This is a genomic window from Clostridium sp. UBA7503 (assembly GCF_002477055.1).
Taxonomy (GTDB): Bacteria; Bacillota; Clostridia; order Clostridiales; family Clostridiaceae; genus Clostridium_J; species Clostridium_J sulfidigenes.
This window is the reverse complement of record NZ_DLNT01000016.1, coordinates 1-19,803: the sequence shown is the minus strand read 5'-3', so window position 1 is coordinate 19,803 and position 19,803 is coordinate 1. Positions and strand designations below refer to the sequence as shown.

21 protein-coding genes and 1 riboswitch are annotated in these 19,803 nt (G+C 29.9%); of the genes, 4 read left to right on the top strand and 17 right to left on the bottom strand.

Features of this window, described 5'->3' with window-relative positions; all coding sequences use genetic code 11:
* Positions 1–52: 52 nt before the first annotated feature.
* The 8 genes from B3630_RS03920 to cobT all read right to left on the bottom strand — a co-directional run bounded on the left by B3630_RS03920 (position 53) and on the right by cobT (position 8,792).
* A complete protein-coding gene (locus B3630_RS03920; protein WP_346895708.1) occupies positions 53–625 on the bottom strand; it encodes an XRE family transcriptional regulator in 573 nt (190 codons plus the stop codon).
* Between the two features lie 386 nt (positions 626–1,011).
* Positions 1,012–2,529, bottom strand: coding sequence for a glutamate/gamma-aminobutyrate family transporter YjeM (gene yjeM, locus B3630_RS03915; RefSeq protein WP_346895706.1), 1,518 nt, complete (start codon positions 2,527–2,529; stop codon positions 1,012–1,014).
* 154 nt (positions 2,530–2,683) lie between these two features.
* Positions 2,684–4,456 carry an aminopeptidase P family protein gene (locus tag B3630_RS03910; RefSeq protein ID WP_346895704.1) on the bottom strand — a complete coding sequence of 591 codons (1,773 nt, stop codon included), beginning with the start codon at positions 4,454–4,456 and terminating at the stop codon, positions 2,684–2,686.
* Between the two features lie 49 nt (positions 4,457–4,505).
* The gene (locus B3630_RS03905) at positions 4,506–5,360 is read right to left on the bottom strand and encodes a DegV family protein (RefSeq protein WP_346895702.1); all 855 of its coding nucleotides are present in this window, start codon (positions 5,358–5,360) and stop codon (positions 4,506–4,508) included.
* Positions 5,361–5,645: 285 nt separating this feature from the next.
* Positions 5,646–6,461, bottom strand: coding sequence for an adenosylcobinamide-GDP ribazoletransferase (cobS, locus tag B3630_RS03900; protein ID WP_346895700.1), 816 nt, complete (start codon positions 6,459–6,461; stop codon positions 5,646–5,648).
* A 15-nt stretch (positions 6,462–6,476) separates the two neighbouring features.
* Entirely contained in the window at positions 6,477–7,028 is a 552-nt protein-coding gene (gene cobU, locus B3630_RS03895; RefSeq protein ID WP_346895698.1) for a bifunctional adenosylcobinamide kinase/adenosylcobinamide-phosphate guanylyltransferase, read from the bottom strand.
* Between the two features lie 44 nt (positions 7,029–7,072).
* Positions 7,073–7,660 (bottom strand): alpha-ribazole phosphatase, encoded by a 588-nt coding sequence (gene cobC / locus B3630_RS03890; RefSeq protein WP_346895696.1) that lies wholly within the window; start codon positions 7,658–7,660, stop codon positions 7,073–7,075.
* Positions 7,661–7,721: 61 nt separating this feature from the next.
* Entirely contained in the window at positions 7,722–8,792 is a 1,071-nt protein-coding gene (gene cobT / locus B3630_RS03885) for a nicotinate-nucleotide--dimethylbenzimidazole phosphoribosyltransferase (RefSeq protein ID WP_346895694.1), read from the bottom strand.
* A 159-nt stretch (positions 8,793–8,951) separates the two neighbouring features.
* A riboswitch (cobalamin riboswitch) is annotated at positions 8,952–9,124 on the bottom strand.
* A gap of 275 nt (positions 9,125–9,399) precedes the next feature.
* Between cobT and B3630_RS03880 the strand changes: the two genes are divergently transcribed.
* The 4 genes from B3630_RS03880 to B3630_RS03865 all read left to right on the top strand — a co-directional run bounded on the left by B3630_RS03880 (position 9,400) and on the right by B3630_RS03865 (position 13,346).
* Positions 9,400–10,260, top strand: coding sequence for a DMT family transporter (locus B3630_RS03880; protein WP_346895692.1), 861 nt, complete (start codon positions 9,400–9,402; stop codon positions 10,258–10,260).
* A 238-nt stretch (positions 10,261–10,498) separates the two neighbouring features.
* Positions 10,499–11,593, top strand: coding sequence for an MGDG synthase family glycosyltransferase (locus B3630_RS03875; protein WP_346895690.1), 1,095 nt, complete (start codon positions 10,499–10,501; stop codon positions 11,591–11,593).
* On the top strand, positions 11,593–12,297 hold the full coding sequence (locus tag B3630_RS03870) for a polysaccharide deacetylase family protein (protein ID WP_346895688.1): 705 nt from the start codon (positions 11,593–11,595) through the stop codon (positions 12,295–12,297). Before B3630_RS03875 ends, B3630_RS03870 begins: the two co-directional genes overlap by 1 nt.
* A gap of 2 nt (positions 12,298–12,299) precedes the next feature.
* Positions 12,300–13,346 (top strand): lysylphosphatidylglycerol synthase transmembrane domain-containing protein, encoded by a 1,047-nt coding sequence (locus B3630_RS03865; RefSeq protein ID WP_346895686.1) that lies wholly within the window; start codon positions 12,300–12,302, stop codon positions 13,344–13,346.
* A gap of 140 nt (positions 13,347–13,486) precedes the next feature.
* Here the strand turns inward: B3630_RS03865 and B3630_RS03860 are convergent, their stop codons facing one another.
* The 9 genes from B3630_RS03860 to B3630_RS03820 form a co-directional block, all read right to left on the bottom strand.
* Positions 13,487–13,957 (bottom strand): cupin domain-containing protein, encoded by a 471-nt coding sequence (locus B3630_RS03860; RefSeq protein WP_346895720.1) that lies wholly within the window; start codon positions 13,955–13,957, stop codon positions 13,487–13,489.
* A 2-nt stretch (positions 13,958–13,959) separates the two neighbouring features.
* On the bottom strand, positions 13,960–15,054 hold the full coding sequence (gene eutH / locus B3630_RS03855) for an ethanolamine utilization protein EutH (protein WP_346895684.1): 1,095 nt from the start codon (positions 15,052–15,054) through the stop codon (positions 13,960–13,962).
* Positions 15,055–15,135: 81 nt separating this feature from the next.
* Entirely contained in the window at positions 15,136–15,681 is a 546-nt protein-coding gene (locus B3630_RS03850) for a BMC domain-containing protein (RefSeq protein WP_346895682.1), read from the bottom strand.
* Positions 15,674–15,946, bottom strand: a complete 273-nt coding sequence (locus B3630_RS03845; RefSeq protein WP_346870145.1) for a EutN/CcmL family microcompartment protein — start codon at positions 15,944–15,946, stop codon at positions 15,674–15,676. The genes B3630_RS03850 and B3630_RS03845 overlap by 8 nt, the downstream gene beginning before the upstream one ends.
* A gap of 11 nt (positions 15,947–15,957) precedes the next feature.
* Complete coding sequence (locus tag B3630_RS03840) at positions 15,958–16,644, bottom strand: TIGR02536 family ethanolamine utilization protein (protein WP_346870146.1); 687 nt, start codon at positions 16,642–16,644, stop codon at positions 15,958–15,960.
* A 22-nt stretch (positions 16,645–16,666) separates the two neighbouring features.
* The gene (gene eutD, locus B3630_RS03835) at positions 16,667–17,293 is read right to left on the bottom strand and encodes an ethanolamine utilization phosphate acetyltransferase EutD (protein WP_346895680.1); all 627 of its coding nucleotides are present in this window, start codon (positions 17,291–17,293) and stop codon (positions 16,667–16,669) included.
* Positions 17,294–17,309: 16 nt separating this feature from the next.
* Positions 17,310–18,080, bottom strand: a complete 771-nt coding sequence (locus tag B3630_RS03830) for a cobalamin adenosyltransferase (RefSeq protein ID WP_346895678.1) — start codon at positions 18,078–18,080, stop codon at positions 17,310–17,312.
* Positions 18,081–18,152: 72 nt separating this feature from the next.
* Positions 18,153–18,443: an ethanolamine utilization microcompartment protein EutM gene (gene eutM, locus B3630_RS03825; RefSeq protein ID WP_150846126.1), complete on the bottom strand. Its 291-nt coding sequence runs from the start codon at positions 18,441–18,443 to the stop codon at positions 18,153–18,155.
* A gap of 48 nt (positions 18,444–18,491) precedes the next feature.
* Positions 18,492–19,803, bottom strand: a 1,312-nt coding sequence (locus B3630_RS03820) for an acetaldehyde dehydrogenase (acetylating) (protein ID WP_346895676.1), incomplete at its 5' end; no start/stop codon positions are given.

Sequence of the window (19,803 nt, the reverse complement as noted above, 5' to 3'; positions counted from 1 at the left end):
TCTCCTTATTTTATTTAGTCATACATGACATTTGTCTATAATTTATATGATGTTACTTTTTGCTAGTTGCTGCAGGATTAGGAACACTTGCAACTAAAATTTTGCATATTTTATTAGTATAGTTTGCATAGTTATGATTAATAGAAGATTTAAAATGTGCTGAATCACCGGGGTAAAGATACTGCTTTTCATCATTTATGAATAAAGTGATAATTCCTTCTAATACATATATAAATTCTTCACCTTCATGCTGATAAGTACTTAAATTTTCCTCTGTATTTGTAGGCAATATTTCAATTAGTCTAGGCAACATAGTTTTATCTTCAGGATTATTTGATAATACATAATTAATATGAAGGGCATTATCTATTTTATATATATCTCTTTCGTAACTCTTTTGTATAAATCTTTCTCTCCTCTTACTAGTTGATAGTAAAAAGTAAGCTAGTTCAACATCTAAAGCTTCTGCTATATTAAGTAAAGAATCTGTAGCTATACTAGTAAGACCTCTTTCTAATTGAGATAAAAACCCAGTAGATAAAGATGTTTTTTCGCTTAGTTCCTTTAATGTCATCTTTTTATTAGTTCTAAGTTCTTTAATTTTGCTTCCTATGATTTTATTCAACCGTTCCACCTCTTTGTTTAATTTAACTTTTTATCTATAGTCTAGCTGCTTTAACCACCATGTAAGGAATAATAATATGTCATCAACTAGAGCTACTGACTATTGGAGTATATGTTCAACTAAACTTCAATGGAGATAAAACTCCTTCTAAGCTAAGTTTCACTTGATATTAATATTATTACTCAATACCTAAGCATTGTCTAGCTAAGTTTATAATTTATAAATAAATATAAATAAATATTTATCAAATTTTTACCCAAATAAAAGAATATTAAAAATTCTAAAATAATATATTTTAGATTTAAATGCTTTTATAAAATAAAGTCCAGATATTATTTATCTGAACTTTATAATCTTTAGAACATATTCTTCATTGTAAATTTTCCTTAATTATTTTTCTTTAAGTTCTTTTCATATCTAGCAAAAAGTACTAAGGCAACTATTGAAAAGAATATTGGTCCAGCAATGCTCCATATAGTTTTAGCCATATCTCCATTCATAGCTGGCTCGATTATTGAGAAAAAGTTAGCAAATCCAACCGTAGCTGTTACTACAATAGTTACAAGTATAATAAATCCTTTACCTTTGAAAACTTGGAAAGGTTTCTGTATTCCCGCTCTTCTTTTAAATGATATAAATGCTCCAGACAAGAACATATATGGAATTGTCATAGCTACATTAGTCATTGCTACAAGAATACTGAAGAATTCTTCCATAGCTTCGCCACCAAATCCTACTAATAAAATCATAATTATTACTACTATAGCTTGAATAAGCATTGCATTTACAGGCATACCTTTTTTCATTTTTGCAACTGAATCTGGGAATAATCCCTTAGGAGTTCCTGCTATTAATTGCTTAAGTGGGGCATATGTTAAAGTAAAGAATGCTCCTGTAAGAGCAAGTAGCATTGATAATCCAACAAACCTAGCTATCCAGTTACCTATTTGTACTGAAATAGCTTCAGTTGCTCCAAAGGTTACTCCAAATTGATAACCTAAGTTATTCATTATAAGATAACCTACATTTCCCATGTGAACTATATCTCCATACTTACCATTTATTCCAAGTATAGCATCCCAATTTGTAAATATTCCAACACAGAATAATCCTACTGCATATCCAACAGCTATGATTATAGCAGATATAGCAAGACCTTTAGGAAAGTTTTTTTCTGGTTCATCTGTTTGATCAACCAATCCTCCAACTACCTCTATACCACCAAATGCAAATAAAGCAAATACCATAAATGATAATATTGATATTGAACTTTGATAAGCTGGGTTAGGCGATGATATGAAAGTTGTAGAATTAACTATGGGTTGTGCTAATTCTCCACCATTTCCTATTAATATAACTATGGAACCTAATATTAACAATATATTAAGCGCTGCTACAGCTGTACCTCCTACTGAAGTAACCTTTTTAATTTTTTCTATCCCCTTAGTTGACACGAAGGTAACAAATATAATCCAAAGAACAGCAAGTATGGCAAGAGTTTGACGCCCTTCAAAACCAAATATACTCCATGTACTAGTTGTATCTGTACCATAAATTGCATTAGATAAAGTTACCCATATTCCAGAAGATACATTAACCATCCATATTACTGTTGAAGTGTACCACATAAATGTCCCAATAAAAGCATACTTAGAATTTACAGACTTCTCCATCCATGAGTATATTCCTCCGGTTTCATTTTTAAATGCAGCTCCATATTCAGCCATCATAAATGCAAATGGAATAAAGAATAATATTGCAGCTATAATGAAGAAGGGTATTGAACCATACCCCATTAAATAGTATGACCTGGGCATATTATTAAAGCCATATACAGATGTAAAAATCATTAATATCAGTGCTGTGATAGATAACTTTTCTGTACTACCTTTCTTTGATGACATTATTTTTCCTCCTTTGTAACTAAATTAAGTTTAAAAACTTAATTTCATCTAATTACTTGTTAAATAAGTAATCTTATTTTATTTTTAACCATAATAAAATAAATATGTAAGAAAAATAAGAAACCACAAATATCCATTGTGGTTTCTTACCTTTTTAGATCTCTTTAGTTGCACTCTTTAACCATAAAACCTCATCCTCTAATAAATAAGGACTTAACTTTTCTAATACTTTTTTATGATAATTGTTTAACCAAGATTTTTCATCTTCATTAAGCAATGATATATTTATTGCATCTAATTCATAAGGACATAAAGTTAAATCTTTAAAACACATAAACTTTCCAAAATCATTTTTTTCTTTTTCTTGAACAGCTATTAAGTTTTCAATTCTTACACCATGCTTATCAGCTTTATAAACTCCAGGTTCATTAGATACTATCATGCCTTCTTCTAAAGCGATTGAATTTAATTCTCTTCTTATCCCCTGTGGTCCCTCATGTACATTAAGTAAATAGCCAACTCCATGTCCTGTTCCATGTTTAAAGTCTAATCCTTTGCTCCAAAGAGCTCTTCTTGCTAAAACATCAAGACTACATCCCGGAGTTCCTTCCAAGAATATTGCTGTAGATAGATTTAGATGTCCTTTTAAAACTAAAGTATAATCTTCCTTTTCTTCTTCTGTAAGTTCACCTAGGGCTATGGTTCTTGTAATATCCGTAGTTCCATCTAAATATTGACCTCCAGAATCTACTAAGAATAATCCTTTTGGTTGTAGTTTTAGACTAGACTCTTCTGATGCTTTGTAGTGAATTATCGCTCCGTGAGGACCATATCCCGCAATTGTATCAAAGCTTATATCTATAAAATCCTCACCTTCAGCTCTAAATTTTTGTAGTTTTTTAGCTGCTGATATTTCTGTTATCTCTTCATTATTTACATTTTCTTTTACCCACTTTATGAACTTTACCATAGCTATTCCATCTTTTATATGGGCATTTTCTATATTTTTAAGCTCTACAGAATTTTTTCTAGCTTTTAAATCCGTAGTTATATTCCTTTTTTCTATTATATTAACTTTTTTATTTATAGATTCATTAAGCCACACATTAGTTTTACTTGAATCAAAGGTTATATTTCCTTTAATTAACTTAAGATCTGATACTATGTCATTATAATCTTTTATAGATATTGATTTACTACTTAATAGATTTATAATTTTTTCATTTAACTTTTCCTTATCTACATATAGAATGTATTTGTCATCACTAATTAAGAAATAACTTAAGAATACAGGATTACATTCCACATCCCCGCCTCTTAAATTTAGAAGCCATGCTATATCATCTAAAGATGCTAATAATAAGTTATTTACATTAATATTTTTCATCTCTTCTTTTACTAAAGTTAACTTTTCTTCTACAGTTTTTCCTGCATAAGAGTCTTCATGAATAAATATTTTTTTATTAGGCATAGTTGGCCTGTCTTTCCATATAATATCAAAAATATCTTCTTCAGGTTTTGTTTTAATCCCCTTTTCTTTAAAAGCTCCTTCTAAATCATGAAGCTGAGAAACTGTAAACACCTTTCCATTAAAGCTGACAGTACCTCCTGATTTCACATTGTCACAAATCCATTGTGTATAGGTTCTAACACCTGGTTCACCCATACGTTCTAGTATGTATTCTGTACCTTGAATTTGTTGTTCCCCTTGAAGAAAATATCTTCCATCTACCCATAAATGAGCTTCTTTCTCCGTTATAACAACAGTTCCAGCAGATCCAGTAAATCCTGAAATCCATTGTCTCACTCTAAAATAGTCACTTACATACTCACTTCCGTGGTTATCTGAACTTGGAATAATAAAAGCGTCTATACTTCTTTCTTTCATTAAACTTCTTAAACTTTCAATTCTTGATTTAATATCCACTTTAACATCTCCTTATAAAATAAATTTTATTAATGTTTAAATATCAATATTATTTTTCAGTATAATAAACAACTCCTACAGTTTTAGGTCCTACGTGACAACCTATCACAGGCCCAATGCATTGTATATCTACATCTATACCTAATACTTCTTTGATTTTATTAGCTAGAGCCCTTCCTTCTTCTTCACAGTTTATGTGATGAACTATTACCTGTCCAAGTCCTCTATTTTTTATATCCTGTTGCAATTTTTCTATAATTTTAAGTACTGCCTTCTGTTTTGTTCTAACTTTATCAAAAACTGAAGTTTTTCCAGCTTCTACAGTAAGTATAGGCCTAATTTGAAGAAGTGCTCCAAATAACGCAGCTGCTCCTCCTATACGACCACCCTTTTTCAAATATTCTAAAGTATCTGGTACAAATAAAAACCTACTCTTACTCTTTATATCCTCTACTCCAGCTATAACTTCCTCCATAGATTTACCTTCCTCAGCCAGTTTTGCTGCTTCTAAAACTGCATACCCCATTTGCATACAGTTAGATGCTGAATCTATAACTTCCATCCTAGCCTTAGGATATTTGTCCATTATCATTGTTTTTATTAGTTGATTACAAGTAGCATATGTACCACTCATTTCTGAGGATATAAAAACTCCTAATGCTTCATGTCCTTCACCTATAACCTGGTCAAAGCTATTAAACAAATCATCTATACTTGGTTGAGATGAAGTAGGTATACTATCTAACTTCTTCATAGTTTTATAAAACTTATCATTTTCAATTTCTATTTCTTTATTAGCTATATTATTTATAACAACACCTAAAGAAACTACAGTAATATCATATTTTTCTATGAGTTCCTTTGGTATATAACTAGTACTATCTGTTATTATTTTTATACTCATAAATCTTGCCTCCAAATAACAATAATTATATGCTTATTATCAATTATAATCATAATTAATATTTATTTTTATATTATATTTAATTCTACTATAGTATTCTAATTTTCAAAAATATAAAACTCTATACGGAGCTAGCATTTAAGTAATATAATATTTAAATTAAGTTTGCATCTCAAATTTAAAATTCAAGATGCAAACTACAATATTAATTATATACAATTTTCTAAACAATATTATAATTATATCAATACCAGATTTAAAAATATATAGATAACCATTATTTTCTTAAAAAATCATACTACTAATTAGTATAAATAAAGCTAGCTCAACAATTTCATTATTGGCACCTAGAGTATCTCCAGAATGCCCTCCGATTTTGCTATTACAAAACAAATTAAATATTATAGTAACTATAAATCCACCAAATAAAAGTATAATTATATATTTAATATTAAAGAATAAACTTCCAATAAGTAAAGTAAGAGTTAATGCTCCTGTAAAATATACACCATTTGTATTTCCAATGTAAAAATTACCAGTACCTTCTTTTTTAGCTGTCTTCCCTATTAAAGCAATAAATACAGTAAATAATCTACTTATCATAGGTACTATTATTATCATATACCCTATAGATTTTGTTCCTATATAATATATTCCTAAAGCCTTAACTGCTATATCTATAATCATAGCTAATACTCCAAAAGAACCTACTCTACTATCCTTCATTATCTCAATTATTCGCTCTCTACTTCTAAAAGAAAAGAATCCATCACAGGTATCTCCTAGTCCGTCCATGTGAAGTCCACCTGTAATAAATATTCCAACTATAACTGTAATTATAGCAACCATAGGTAATGGCAACCATATAGATGTAATATAAAAAATTAAATATTCAATAGCCCCAAGAATGGCTCCTACTACGGGAAAATATAAAGTCGCCTTTTTAAAATTTTCTTTTTCACAAGCTAAAGATATATTCACTGGTATTCTGGTTATAAATTGGAATAACAGAAGAAAATTATTAAAGAAAATCTTTTCTTTTCCTATAGCTCCTAATACCATAATAACTATTATAAATAAAATTATCAAATTTTTAATCATAACACTGCTCCTCGTCTATCCCTTTATTTTTAATCCTTGTCCACAACAAACTAAATATACCTCATCACAAATGTTTGCTACATGCTGATTTATAAACCCTTGAATATCTCTAAAGATTCTAGATAATTTATTTTCAGGTACTAATCCCCATCCAACTTCATTGGTAATTAACACAACTTCTTTATCTAAATCTTTACATTTTTTTAAGAATAATGTAAATTCATTCTTTATGCTATCACATATTTTATCTGTTTCATCATCACTTATATTATCGTAATTTGTAGTGATTTCAAACATTAAATTGGTAGTCATTATAGTAACACAATCTAAAAAAATATATCTTTCAGTAAATCTCTCTATTTTTTTATGTAAGTCTCTATAACTTTCTAAGGTTTGCCACTTTTTATTTCTGCTTTCCTTATGCTTTTCTATTCTGTGCTTCATTTCATCGTCTGTTACTATAGCTGTTGCTATATATAATACATCATCAGTATGTTTAAGTAGATTTTCTCCATATTTACTTTTCCCACTTCTACATCCACCAGTAACTAAAGTTAATTTACTCATTTTTTTCTCCTCTTCTTTTATCTTCATAACCAAATTAATTAATATTAAAATTCTACTGGAATTATACTATCAATATAAAAGTACCCGTATTCTAATTTAATTATAGACAAATCTGCATTTTTAGAATTAAATCTCCAATAATTGTCTAAACTACCTTCCAATATATAAGTATATATTGTTCTTATAATTCCTCCATGGGTACAAATAAGTATATTCTCAACAGACTCTTTTTTTAGTTCTTCCATAAAGCTTTTCACTCTATTATAAACCTCTATAAAGCTCTCTCCATTCTCTATTGAATACCCCTTCCAATTATTTGTCCAAGTATCATATTCTAATTTAAATGATTCTTGTAACTGTTTATAGTTTTTTCCTTCAAAAATTCCAAAATTTCTTTCATTCAATCTAAAATCTACTTTAACTCCTTCTCCTTCATATATTTTTTCAAGGGTTTCCTTTGCTCTTTTTTTTTCACTACAAAACACCTTATCAAAGTTTATATGCTTCAATTTTTCTCCTACCAATTCAGCTTGCTTAATTCCCTTTTCTGTTAGGTCACAGTCTATATCTCCGTAGTAAGTCTTTTTTATATTTTCTTCTGTTTCCCCGTGTCTAACTATATATATTTTCAATTACTACACTCCTTTATAAAAGCTGTATATCAATAATCTATCCACACCGGTTCATATTATATTATTTTCTTATATCTATATAATCCTTTTTATCTATTCCAGCTTCATTAAAGGAGTCCATATTATTCATAGTAAAAACAGCACTCTCTATTATTCCAAAGGCTATCGGACATCCACTACCTTCACCTAATCTCATTCCTAAACTAAACATAGGTTCAAGTCCTAAAGTTTTCATTGCATATTGTGCTCCTGGTTCTGCTGATAGGTGAGATGCAAACATATACTCTGAAGCTTTTGAGCTTAATTCCTTTGCACAAATAGCTGCTGCTGATGATATAAGCCCATCAATTACCACTGGTACTTTATATATAGCACCTCCTAAAAATACTCCACAAAGACCAGCTATATCAAATCCACCTACCTTACTAAGCACATCTATTACATCTTTTTTGTTAGGCTTATTTATTTTAATAGATTTTTTTACCATAGCCTTTTTATGAGACAATCCATCATCTGTTAGACCTGAGCCTTTACCTACTATTAAATCACTATCAATTCCAGAGAATACACTTATTATAGCTGCAGAAGTAGCTGTATTACCTACTCCCATCTCACCAGTTCCTATTAAATCATATCCTTTATTTTTTAGCTCCTTAACAATATCAATTCCTATCTTTATAGCTTTAATAGCTTCTTCCCTAGTCATTGCAGGACCTTTACTCATATTATTTGTACCATATCTAATTTTTCTATTTATTATTCTAGGATCAGTAAATTCCTTATCCACTCCTATATCAACCACAGTAGTATCATTATTGTAGTATCTACTTAATATACACACTCCAGTAGTACCCTTTACAAAATTTTCTGTAACTGTAGCTGTTACCTCTTTTGGGCATGAAGAAACCCCTGATTCTTGAATTCCATTATCAGCACACATTATAACTATATTTTTCTTTTTTATTTCTTTTATATGTTTACCCTTAATACCACTAAGTTTTACAACAATCTCTTCTAAGACTCCTAAACTTCCTATAGGCTTGCTTAAATGATCTATATAATTCTTAGAATTATTCATTACTTCTCTATTTACATCTTCAATACCACTTAATAACTTTTTTAATTCATCCACTCTTATCACTCCATCTAAATTTATTCTGTAAAATTTATTCTTTAAATAGTTTTATTATAACTAAAAACACCCTTATCCTCTAAGATAAGGGTGTTAATACACATAACTAAATTTATTAAACTAAAAAATAGTTTGATATACTCTTCCCTCCGAAGGTCTCAACTAACAAAGTTTTAGGCAGGTCTCCTGGCTCACGGCTTATCCTCATCATTCCCTTCCCAGTTAATTACCAGTGGTATCATGACTTGTATCCGTACACAGTAGCGGGGGCTGCAGTGGCTTTTAACCACTTTCCCTATTAAACTTAATGTACCTTAAACTATTATTCATTTAACTTAAATTATATACTACTAGCATAACTTATTCAACAATCTTTATAGACTCCATATTAAATAATACATTTATAACTTTAGGTTATTAACTATAAATATAAATTAAATTTACATAACATTCGTAAATATCCTTATTCCCTTGAAAAATTTATAAAATAGTGGATAATTATAATTGATAAGTAATATCATTTGAATTGCATTTATAACTTTACTATGATACATAAACTGTATTTTAAAATAGCTTATAAAAATTAACTTGAGATTGGAGACGTACTATGAGTAATAGAATTAAAGGAATAATATTAATTATTTTCTCTGCCTTTGGCTTTGCAATGATGTCTGCCTTTGTAAAGCTATCTGGAGATTTACCCTCTATGCAAAAGGCTTTTTTTAGAAACATAGTTTCTTTTGTCATAGCCCTTGGTATGATTATATACCACAAAGAAAGTTTCTTTTGCAAAAAAGAAAACCAAAAGCTTCTTATTGTGAGATCCACTTTAGGCACATTAGGAGTAATATTAAACTTTTATGCTATAGACCATCTTATTCTTTCAGATGCTAATATGCTTAATAAGCTAAGTCCTTTCTTTGTAATACTTTTCTCTGCTATCTTTTTAAAAGAAAGATTACAGCTAAGGCATATTACTATCATTGCTGTTGGTTTTCTTGGATCACTACTTATTATAAATCCTGCTTTTAGTGTAGATGTAATTCCTTATCTCATAGGACTTTCATCTGCCATATTTGCTGGCTCTGCCTATACCTGCCTTCGAGCTATTGGAAACCGTGAAAAGCATTATACTGTGGTGTTTTATTTTTCTTGCTTTTCTTTAGTAACAATTTTCCCATTTATGATATTTTCTTATACACCTATGACTTTGATTCAATTTACCTACTTAATATTAGCCGGTGTCTTTGCAACTATAGGACAATTTGGAATTACTCTAGCCTATAAGTATGCACCTGCAAAAGAAATATCAATTTTCGATTACTCTAATATAATCTTTTCAGCTATTATAAGCATGGTAATATTTAACCAATCCCCTGATATCATAAGTATTTTAGGATACATAGTTATATTTTCTGCTTCACTTTACATGTTTATGTACAATAAAGAACTAGATAACCTTAAATAATATTTTTAAAAGGGTTTTCTCAAAGTTAATTCTTTTGAGAAAATCCTTTTTATTATACAATCTAAGGTCTTTATTCCTCTATTTCATATAGTAATTTATTTTAAATTTATGTTTAGCTTAATAACTCCCTTCAAATCTTTAATAAATCTTAAGATTTATTAAAGGTATTTCTTAAGATTTGCCATGTAAAATAAAACCATAGTAAAAATTATGTAGAATTAATGGGGGGTTTTAAAATATGAAAATATTAATTCTTACAGGAAAATTTGGTATGGGCCATTATTCAGTATCTAAATCTTTATGTGAACAAATTCAGTCTAATCATCCTAATGCATCAGTAGTTATAAAGGATGTTTTCGATTATGCATTACCAACTTATTCTAATGCAATTTATAGGGCTTTTAATGTTATGGTGAATAAAGGTAGCGTATTTTATAATCAAGTTTATAAAATTACGGAAAATAGAAAGTATAATATGAATCCTATATTTCTAAAATACTTTCTTCCTAAGCTTGATAACCTAATTAAAGATATAGAACCTAATATTATTATTTCTACTCTACCCTTTTGCTCTCAACTAATATCAAGATATAAGACGAAATATAATCCAAATCTTCCGCTTATAACTTGCATAACGGATATTAGTAGCCATTCGGAGTGGCTTAATGATAATACTAATTGTTATTTAGTTGGAAGTAACTCTTTAAAAAAGGACTTAATTTTAAAAGGTATTCCTGAAAACAAAATATTTATTAATGGAATACCTGTAAAAGAAGAATTTAAAAAATCCATAACTAATAGTTCTTCTAATGAAAAACAGCTCCTTATTATGGGCGGTGGATTAGGGCTATTGCCCAAGTCTATGGAATTTTATAACCAGCTTAATTCTTTAGAAAATGTAAAGACTACAGTTATTACAGGAAGTAATACTGAAATCTTTAATATGCTTTATGGAAAATATGAAAATATTAATGTTCTTGGATATACTGATGAGGTTTATAAATATATGCAAAAAGCAGATTTGATACTTTCTAAACCTGGTGGAATAACTTTATTTGAAAGTATTTTCTCAGAAACACCTTTAATTGCCTTTAAACCTTTTCTTCAACAAGAAATTAATAATACTAACTTTATATTAAACAATGGTATTGGAAAGGTTCTTGAGACAAGTCCTGATAAATGTTTTGATAAAATAAAAAAAATTATTTTCGATGATGCAATACTAGATAATCTTTCTAATAATATAAAAAATTTTAAAAAACAATTTGATTGTACATCAATTGAAAAAGTATTGCTTACTTTAGAACCTAATATGGATGGAGCGTGTGCTTAATGTACTTTACTACTTTAACAGCTATTATTATAATAATTTTTCTAATTCACTCAATTATACCAACTTTATACAACAAATATATAAATTCAAATATTATTAAACTTACTAATAAAGACAATGAAATAATGCTAACCTTTGATGATGGCCCTGACGAAAGATATACTAATAATCTTTTAGATGTGCTTAAAGAAAATCAAATTAAGGCCACTTTCTTTGTTGTTGCAGAGAACGCTAAGAATAATCCTGAAATAATCTATCGTATGCATAAAGAAGGTCACACTATAGCACTACATTCTTTAGCGCATAAAAATGCTCTCTTTTATAGCTATAAATATACCAAAAAAGATTTTAAGGATAGTATAGAAATCATGAAAAACTTCAATTATCAAATCAACTATTATAGACCTCCTTGGGGACATAGTAATATCTTTACAAACTTTTTTGTTAAAAAGTATAATTTAAAAATGATTTTATGGGATGTTATGGCAGAAGATTGGAGTAAATACGCTACAGTAGATTCTATATCTTCAAAGTTAATACTACGCACTGATAGAAATTCTATTATATGTCTACATGATTCAGGAGCGAATTCAGGGGGTGCATTCAATGCTCCTCTTAAAACCATTGAAGCATTATCTACAGTTTTACCTAAGTTAAAGTTAGTAGGTTATAAATTTATAACACCAGAAAGGTTAGGACAATAATTGTGCAAAAATCTATAAAAAAAGATAAGTTTAACAACTACTATGGAAGTTTAATTTTTATGTTCTTACTCATTGCTATTACTTTTTACTTACTTTTTAAAGATACTTCAATAACTTCACTAATCCCTGTAATAAACACAATTAATCCTATTTACTTATTCATAGCATTTTCTATGATGTGTCTATTTATAATTTTTGAAGCTTATGCTATTTATATTATACTTAAAAATTTAAATAAAAAAGTACCTTTTAAAAAATGTATTGGTTATTCCTTTATTGGATTTTACTTTAGTTCTATTACCCCTTCATCATCAGGTGGTCAACCAGCACAAGTATACTATATGAAAAAGGATAATATAAATATATCCTATTCCTCTTTAACTTTATTAATAATTGCCATAGTCTATCAATCAGTAATGCTTTTATATGGACTACTTATGTATCTTTTTAAATATACTTTTATAATAAATAATGTACGTGGCATTAAATGGCTGTTAATTTACGGAGTTATGATAAATGTATTTATAATAGGTTTTATATTTGCAGCTATATTTTCTAAAAATTTAGTTGGTAAATTTATCAAATTTATTGTTGAACTCTTATCAAAATTTAAGATTATAAAAAATACAGAGTCTACTCTATCTAAAATTGATGTTCACCTTGATGAATATACTAATGGTGCTAATTATATTAAAAATAATCCTTTACTAATTGTTAAGGTTTTAATAATTACAGTTTTACAAATCACAGCTATGTATTTAGTTCCATATTTCATATATAAATCTTTTGGATTAAATACTTATAGCATTATAGATGTACTTTCTATACAAGCCTTATTAACTATAGCAGTATCTTCTTTGCCTTTGCCTGGTGCAGTAGGTGCCACTGAAAGTAGCTTTATGATATTATTTAAAATATTCTTTTCAAAAGAATTATTGCTTTCTGCAATGTTATTAAGCCGTGTAATTAGCTTTTATGCATTTCTATTATTGAGTAGCATAATAACAATAATTATTCATATTAAAGCTAATGGTAGTCATAAAATTTAGCATAGTCATCTATATTAGTAATAAGCTCTGTTAGAAATTACAGTAATAGAATATTTCATTAGTTTATATTTAAACCAATAATACAGACTATATCTAAATAAAATTTAGATATAGTCTGTATTGGTATGTTAATTAATATATTAGTTTTGAGTTGCCCAATCTGCTGGATATGTTACATATATGAATCTAGCATAGTTTGGAACTGAGAATTTAATTTTGCTTCCTTTTGGTATTAAAATTAATTCTCCAGCATCTGCTGATACAAGTCTTCCGTCTATTACTATGTCTAGATGTCCTTCTATAACATAATCTATTTCATCATAATTTAAAGTCCAATCGAAGGTTGTTTCTTTCATCTCCATTATTCCACAACCTAATCTCTTACTTTCTTCAAGAGTGAATAAATCTTTTGTATATACTATATCACTGCTATTTCCAGTATCAAGTCTATTTGACTCATCTACTCTAACTGTTGGTAGTTTAACAGAGATAATGCCGCTTGCATCTTTATTTCTTACAAAGTCTACAGAATCATTAGACGCTCCTGCAAGTTTTTCTTCAATTATTTGTCTAACTAATTTTTCTAATAAACTTTTATCTATATTTTCCATCATTATTTAGCCTCCTCATTTTTAGTTGCATTGTTTGCAATGAATATAGCTACGAATATAGCTGTAATTCCTGCAACTAATTTACCTACTATCATTGGTAGTATCATTTCTGAATTAAACCCTGCTGTAAATCCTAAGTGATCTCCAAATACAAAGGCTGCAGATACTGCAAAAGCAACGTTAATTATTTTACCTCTGTTATCCATATCCTTCATCATGCCAAACATTGGAATACTATTAGCAAGAGTTGCAACCATACCAGCCGCTGCTATATCATTCATTTTTAAAACTTTACCTAATCCCATCAACGGTTTTTGGAATACTTTAGTAATCACATATACTAGTGGGAATGCCCCCGCAAGAACTATAGCTATTGCTCCAACGGTTTCAATACCATCAGAAATTGGTGCCATTCCTGGAATTACAACAATTCCTGTTAATGCTTCAATTACAGCTGCTGCTAATCCTAAAGTTATAACTATTACCACAAATTTACCAAAAACTGTAAATCCTTTAATTATTGCATTTTCAAACTTCCAAAGTCCTAAAGCTATAAGTGCTGCAATTATTACTATTGGAATTAAGTTTTTTAGCACCATAATTATTGGGAATCCAGCTACAAGACCACCAACAAAAGCTCCTAATGGAATTGTAATAACCCCTGCTAATACTCCCATAGCTAAGAATTTATGATCTTCTTTTTCTATTATTCCAAGGGCAACTGGAATTGTAAATACTATAGTAACACCCATCATTGAACCAACTATTAATCCACCAAACATTCCTGCTTGAGAATCTACTGCAAGAGCTTGAGAAAGTGAAGCTCCTCCCATATCGTTCGCAAGTAATGTACCTCCAAACATACCTGGGTCTGCTCCTAAGAAATTAAATACTGGTACTATTACTGGTTCTAATATATTTGCAAGTACTGGTGCAAGACAGATAACTCCTATCATTGCAATTGCAAGAGAACCCATAGCCATGAAACCTTCTTCGAACTTTTCTCCAAGTCCAAACTTATTTCCTAAACACTTATCTATGGCTCCAAGGGCCATAAATACAACCATGATATATACAATTATCTCGTTAATTCCCATTGTTTCATCTCCTTAATAAGTTAATTCTTTATTTAATCAATTTATTTATGCTGTTAATTGTGTAAACTAAAGTTTAAGCTTTTATGTTAAATACTTAATGATAAGTTCATCTGGTGAAGGTATTACTGATGCATGAACAATTCGTTTTTCTTCTATAGCTTCTTTAGCTATATTTATTCCATGATCTACATCACTAAGCCCACCAGAAATAATATAAACAAGTTTACCACTTATTCCAGATGCCACTTGTAGTTTTACTAAATTTAAATTGGCTCCCTTAAGAGTAATATCTAAAGCTTTAAGACCACTACTTACACTATTGGTCTCCATTACTCCTATGGCCCCATTAGCCTTAGTTACAAACCTGCTTTTCAAAGCTTGTATAATATTATTATGGACACCATTTATAATACAGCTATCTATTATATGCCCCTGACCAGAGATAATCCCATGGTCAAGGGTTGTTCTTATAGCACCTTCATCTCCTGTTAATATAACCAAAAACCTTCCAGGACATATAGTTTTAAGATATAGTACATCAACATCAGCTTTTTTCACCATTTCATCTGCAACTTCAATGCCTTTAGCTATACTTTTAAAATCAATTGCTCCAATACTTTTACTCATTTTCCACCTCTATTGAATCAATTATTCCTATTATAGTTGCATCCACAGGTACATCTCTTTCTCCTAGTGAAACTCTAGCTGAACCACCTCTAGTTATAAGTACATTATCACCAGTACCTGCACCTACACTATCCGCTGCTACAAAAAATCCTGTTTCTTCCACATCTACATCTTTTAGTAACCTCACTATTAAAAACTTTTGACCATTTAGCTTTTCATCTTTTCTAGTTGCCCATAATTTACCAACAACTCTACCAATAACCATATTATCCTCCGCTAAACTCTTTTAACTTTCAGATTATGAATTCTTATAAAGTCGTTAGCCAATGGAGTGATTATGCTCTTTTTATCTATTACCACAGATTTCATTCCATTCATAAATGGCTTTCTAAGATCCATCTCACTAATAAGTTTCTTATTTCTAATTTCGAAACTCATCTCTTCTGATATAAAATTTGAAGTTTCTAATATACTAATATCTTCAATTTTTTTATACTCTTCTTTTCTTGTGGTTTTATCTTCAACTTTTTCAATAAATTCAACTATATCAATTCCATACACTTTAAGCTCTCTTTCAAAGCTTAAGTACTTATTATATAGTGCTCTCGGAGCAGTATTTTTATACTTTCTATACTCTAGACCATTTTCAAAGACATATACCTTCTTACCTGCTAATAGCATGTTAATGATAAAGTTTTCTTCTTCATTAATACCAGTTAGCGTAGCTATATTTGCCATGGACTTTATAGATAGTGTAGAAACTATAGCTATGTCAGCTTCTAGCTGTTCTTCATTATATGAAGTCACAGTATATTGTTCATCTAAATTAGATTTAGTAATAGGATCCAGATCTACATCTCCAACTATTACAGCCGTCTTATGTTTTATAGTATTTTTATTTGTTTCTTCTAACTTTTTATAAACTTCTTTTACTATTAAGTCCACAAGTTTATCATAGTTCATTTATATACCTCCCTTTTGAGGCCTACTTAACTATTCTACAAAGAGTTCCCTTCGTAAATCCACAAGCATTAGCCTCATCATAGTCTATATGCATATATGTTCTAAAATCTGGGCTTACTCTTATGACAACATCATCAAATATTAGAGGTCTATTACCATAAACCTTTGCTTGAATGATTTCTTTATCTTTCACACCAAACTTCTCTGCATCTTCTGGAGTTATGTGTATGTGCCTTTTAGCAACAATTACTCCTTTATCTATTGTAAGAGTAGCTCGTTCTGTAGAAATTGTAATTCCAGGAGTATCTTCTATTTTGCCGCTCTCTTTAACAGGGGCCTTAATTCCAAGAACTGTTGCATCAGTTAATGAAATTTCTACTTGCGTAGATTTCCTTGCGGGTCCAAGAACAACAACATTCTTTAGTGAACCCTTAGGTCCTGTTATAGTAACTCTTTCTTTACATGCATATTGACCTGGTTGTGATAAGTCTTTAACCTTATTTAACTGATAATTACGTCCAAATAATATGTTTATATGCTCTTCACATAGGTGAACGTGTTTTCCTGAGGCTTCAACTTCTATAAAAGCTTCTTTTTTTACCCTCTTTATTACTTCATCTATGACATCTTCTACTAAAAGATTATTCATATTTCATCCTCCCGCTTTAACTGTATTCTCCAGTTCTATATTTAAATATCATTATCCAAAACAAGGATGATAATCTATTTAACGCCTTTATTATATCTGGCCTTTGAACATCACCATACTCCCCTTTAAATGCGGTATAAGCTAAAAGTTCAGTTTCTCTTATAGTTGTTCTACAGGAATTTAAAGCAACAACAGCCTCGCCCATGGAAAACTTTACTGGCTCATGACCAATACCATAGTATTTCTTTGGATAATGAGATTTTTCTCTCAATTCTTCTGGAGTCATACCAAGAAGTTTAAATTCTCCTACTGGTTCATTAACTACTTCGCATCTAAGGATACCTCTTACAAACTTTAAAATTTCTTCAAGGTCTTCTGTTAGCTTTGAAGCTCCTAATTTATGAGTAATAACTTGAGTTTCTAATATCTTAGACTCAAGAGAATCTAACTTACCTCTCAGTGCTATTACCTTATGATCTTTAAACACTAATAAGTTTCCATGTAAATGTGTCATATGCTCAGGTTTTTCCATTAATTCAGCACCAAATACAGTTATATATTTACTTTTTTCTTCTTTCATTTGTAACTTTACAGGTACTTCTTCTTTTGCTTCATGTACTACTTCCTCTAAAGAATCCACATACTTTAATTTAATATTATTTTCCGACAAAAATGATTTTGCAGATGGTGTTACTATTTGCCCTTTTAAAACTCTAAATTCCGTATGTTCCTTAAAGTCTTTTCCCTTTAACTGTCTTCTAACTTCACTTTCAGTTAATACTGACATATCTTCACATCCCTCATTAGATGTAAGAGACGTATTGCTTATTTTAGCAATACATCTCTACACAAATCTAAATTAAACTGTTTCTGGTGTTTTTGGTAAAACAGTATCTACCTCAAAGTGTGGTCTTGGGATTACGTGAACTGATATTAATTCTCCAACTCTTTCAGCAGCTGCTGCTCCAGCATCTGTAGCAGCTTTAACAGCTCCAACATCTCCTCTTACAAGTACAGTTACAAGACCACCACCAACTTGTTCTTTTCCTACTAGTTGTACGTTAGCAGCTTTAACCATTGCGTCTGCAGCTTCTATTGCTGCTACCAATCCTTTAGTTTCAATCATTCCTAATGCATTTGCGTTTGCCATTATAAATTCCTCCTTAAATTTAACCTATATACTTTGAATTTTATTTTATTATCTTAATTCACTTATTATTTTCTTAACAAGTAAATTAACAAGCTCTTCTGTGTCTACAGATGAAAGTGAACTATTATTTCCATTAACTGAATTGCTACTTCCACCTCTAAAATGTTCAATTTCTCTAACTCCATAAGCTACTTTTTTGATATTTACAAGGTGAAGTGGTCCTACATTATCAGACGTTGCACTTCCACCAATAGCTCCACAACCTAAAGTTAAAGCAGGTACTATATTTAGAGAAGCACCTATTCCTCCTAAAGTACTTGGAGTGTTTACTGGTATTCTTGATACCGGCATACTAAGAGCAAATCTTTTAACTAGTTCCTTGTCTTCACAGTGCATTGAGAATGTGTGACCAGCGCCTTCATTAATAAGTATTTCTCTACACTTAGCTTCTATATCATCTACACTCTTTTCAACATAGAATCCTAGAATTGGAGCTAGTTTTTCTCTCGAATATGGAACATTGTGTCCTACTTCTGTTTCTTCAGCAATAAGTACTCTTGCTGAAGAAGGTACGTTAGTTAAATTAGCAAGTTTTGCAATAGTTTCTACACTCTTACCAACTATTTGCGGATTCATACTTCCATTAGCTCTCATTATAAATTTACCAAGTTGTTTTGCTTCTTCTGGGCTTAAGAAATATGCTCCTTGATTTTTGAATTCAGCCACTACTCTATCTTTAATAGATTCTTCTATAATTACTGATTGCTCAGAAGCACAGATTGTTCCATTATCAAAAGTTTTAGAATCCATTATTCTCTTAACCGCAACTTTAATATCAGCACTCTTATCGATAAATGCTGGACCATTTCCTGGACCAACTCCAAGAGCTGGTGTACCTGAAGAGTACGCTGCTCTAACCATTGCTGAACCACCAGTTGCAAGTATCATAGCTGTATCTTTATTTTTCATTAATTCATCTGTAGCTTGAAGGGTTGGAATTGTAATACATCCAATAACTCCTTCTGGGCATCCAGCCTTTACAGCTGCTTCATTAATAATTCTAACTGTTTCTAATATACTTTTTTTAGCATTTGGATGTGGTGAAAATACTATTGCGTTTCCACATTTTAATGATATAAGAGCTTTATACATAGTTGTTGATGTTGGATTAGTTGAAGGAATTAATCCTGCAATTACTCCCATAGGTACTGCAACATCCATAACTTTTTTCTCTTCATCTTCTGCAACTATACCAATAGTTTTTAGATCCTTGATATAATCATAGATATATGTAGACCCAAAAATATTTTTAATTACTTTGTCCTGCCATATTCCAAATCCAGTTTCTTCAACTGCCATT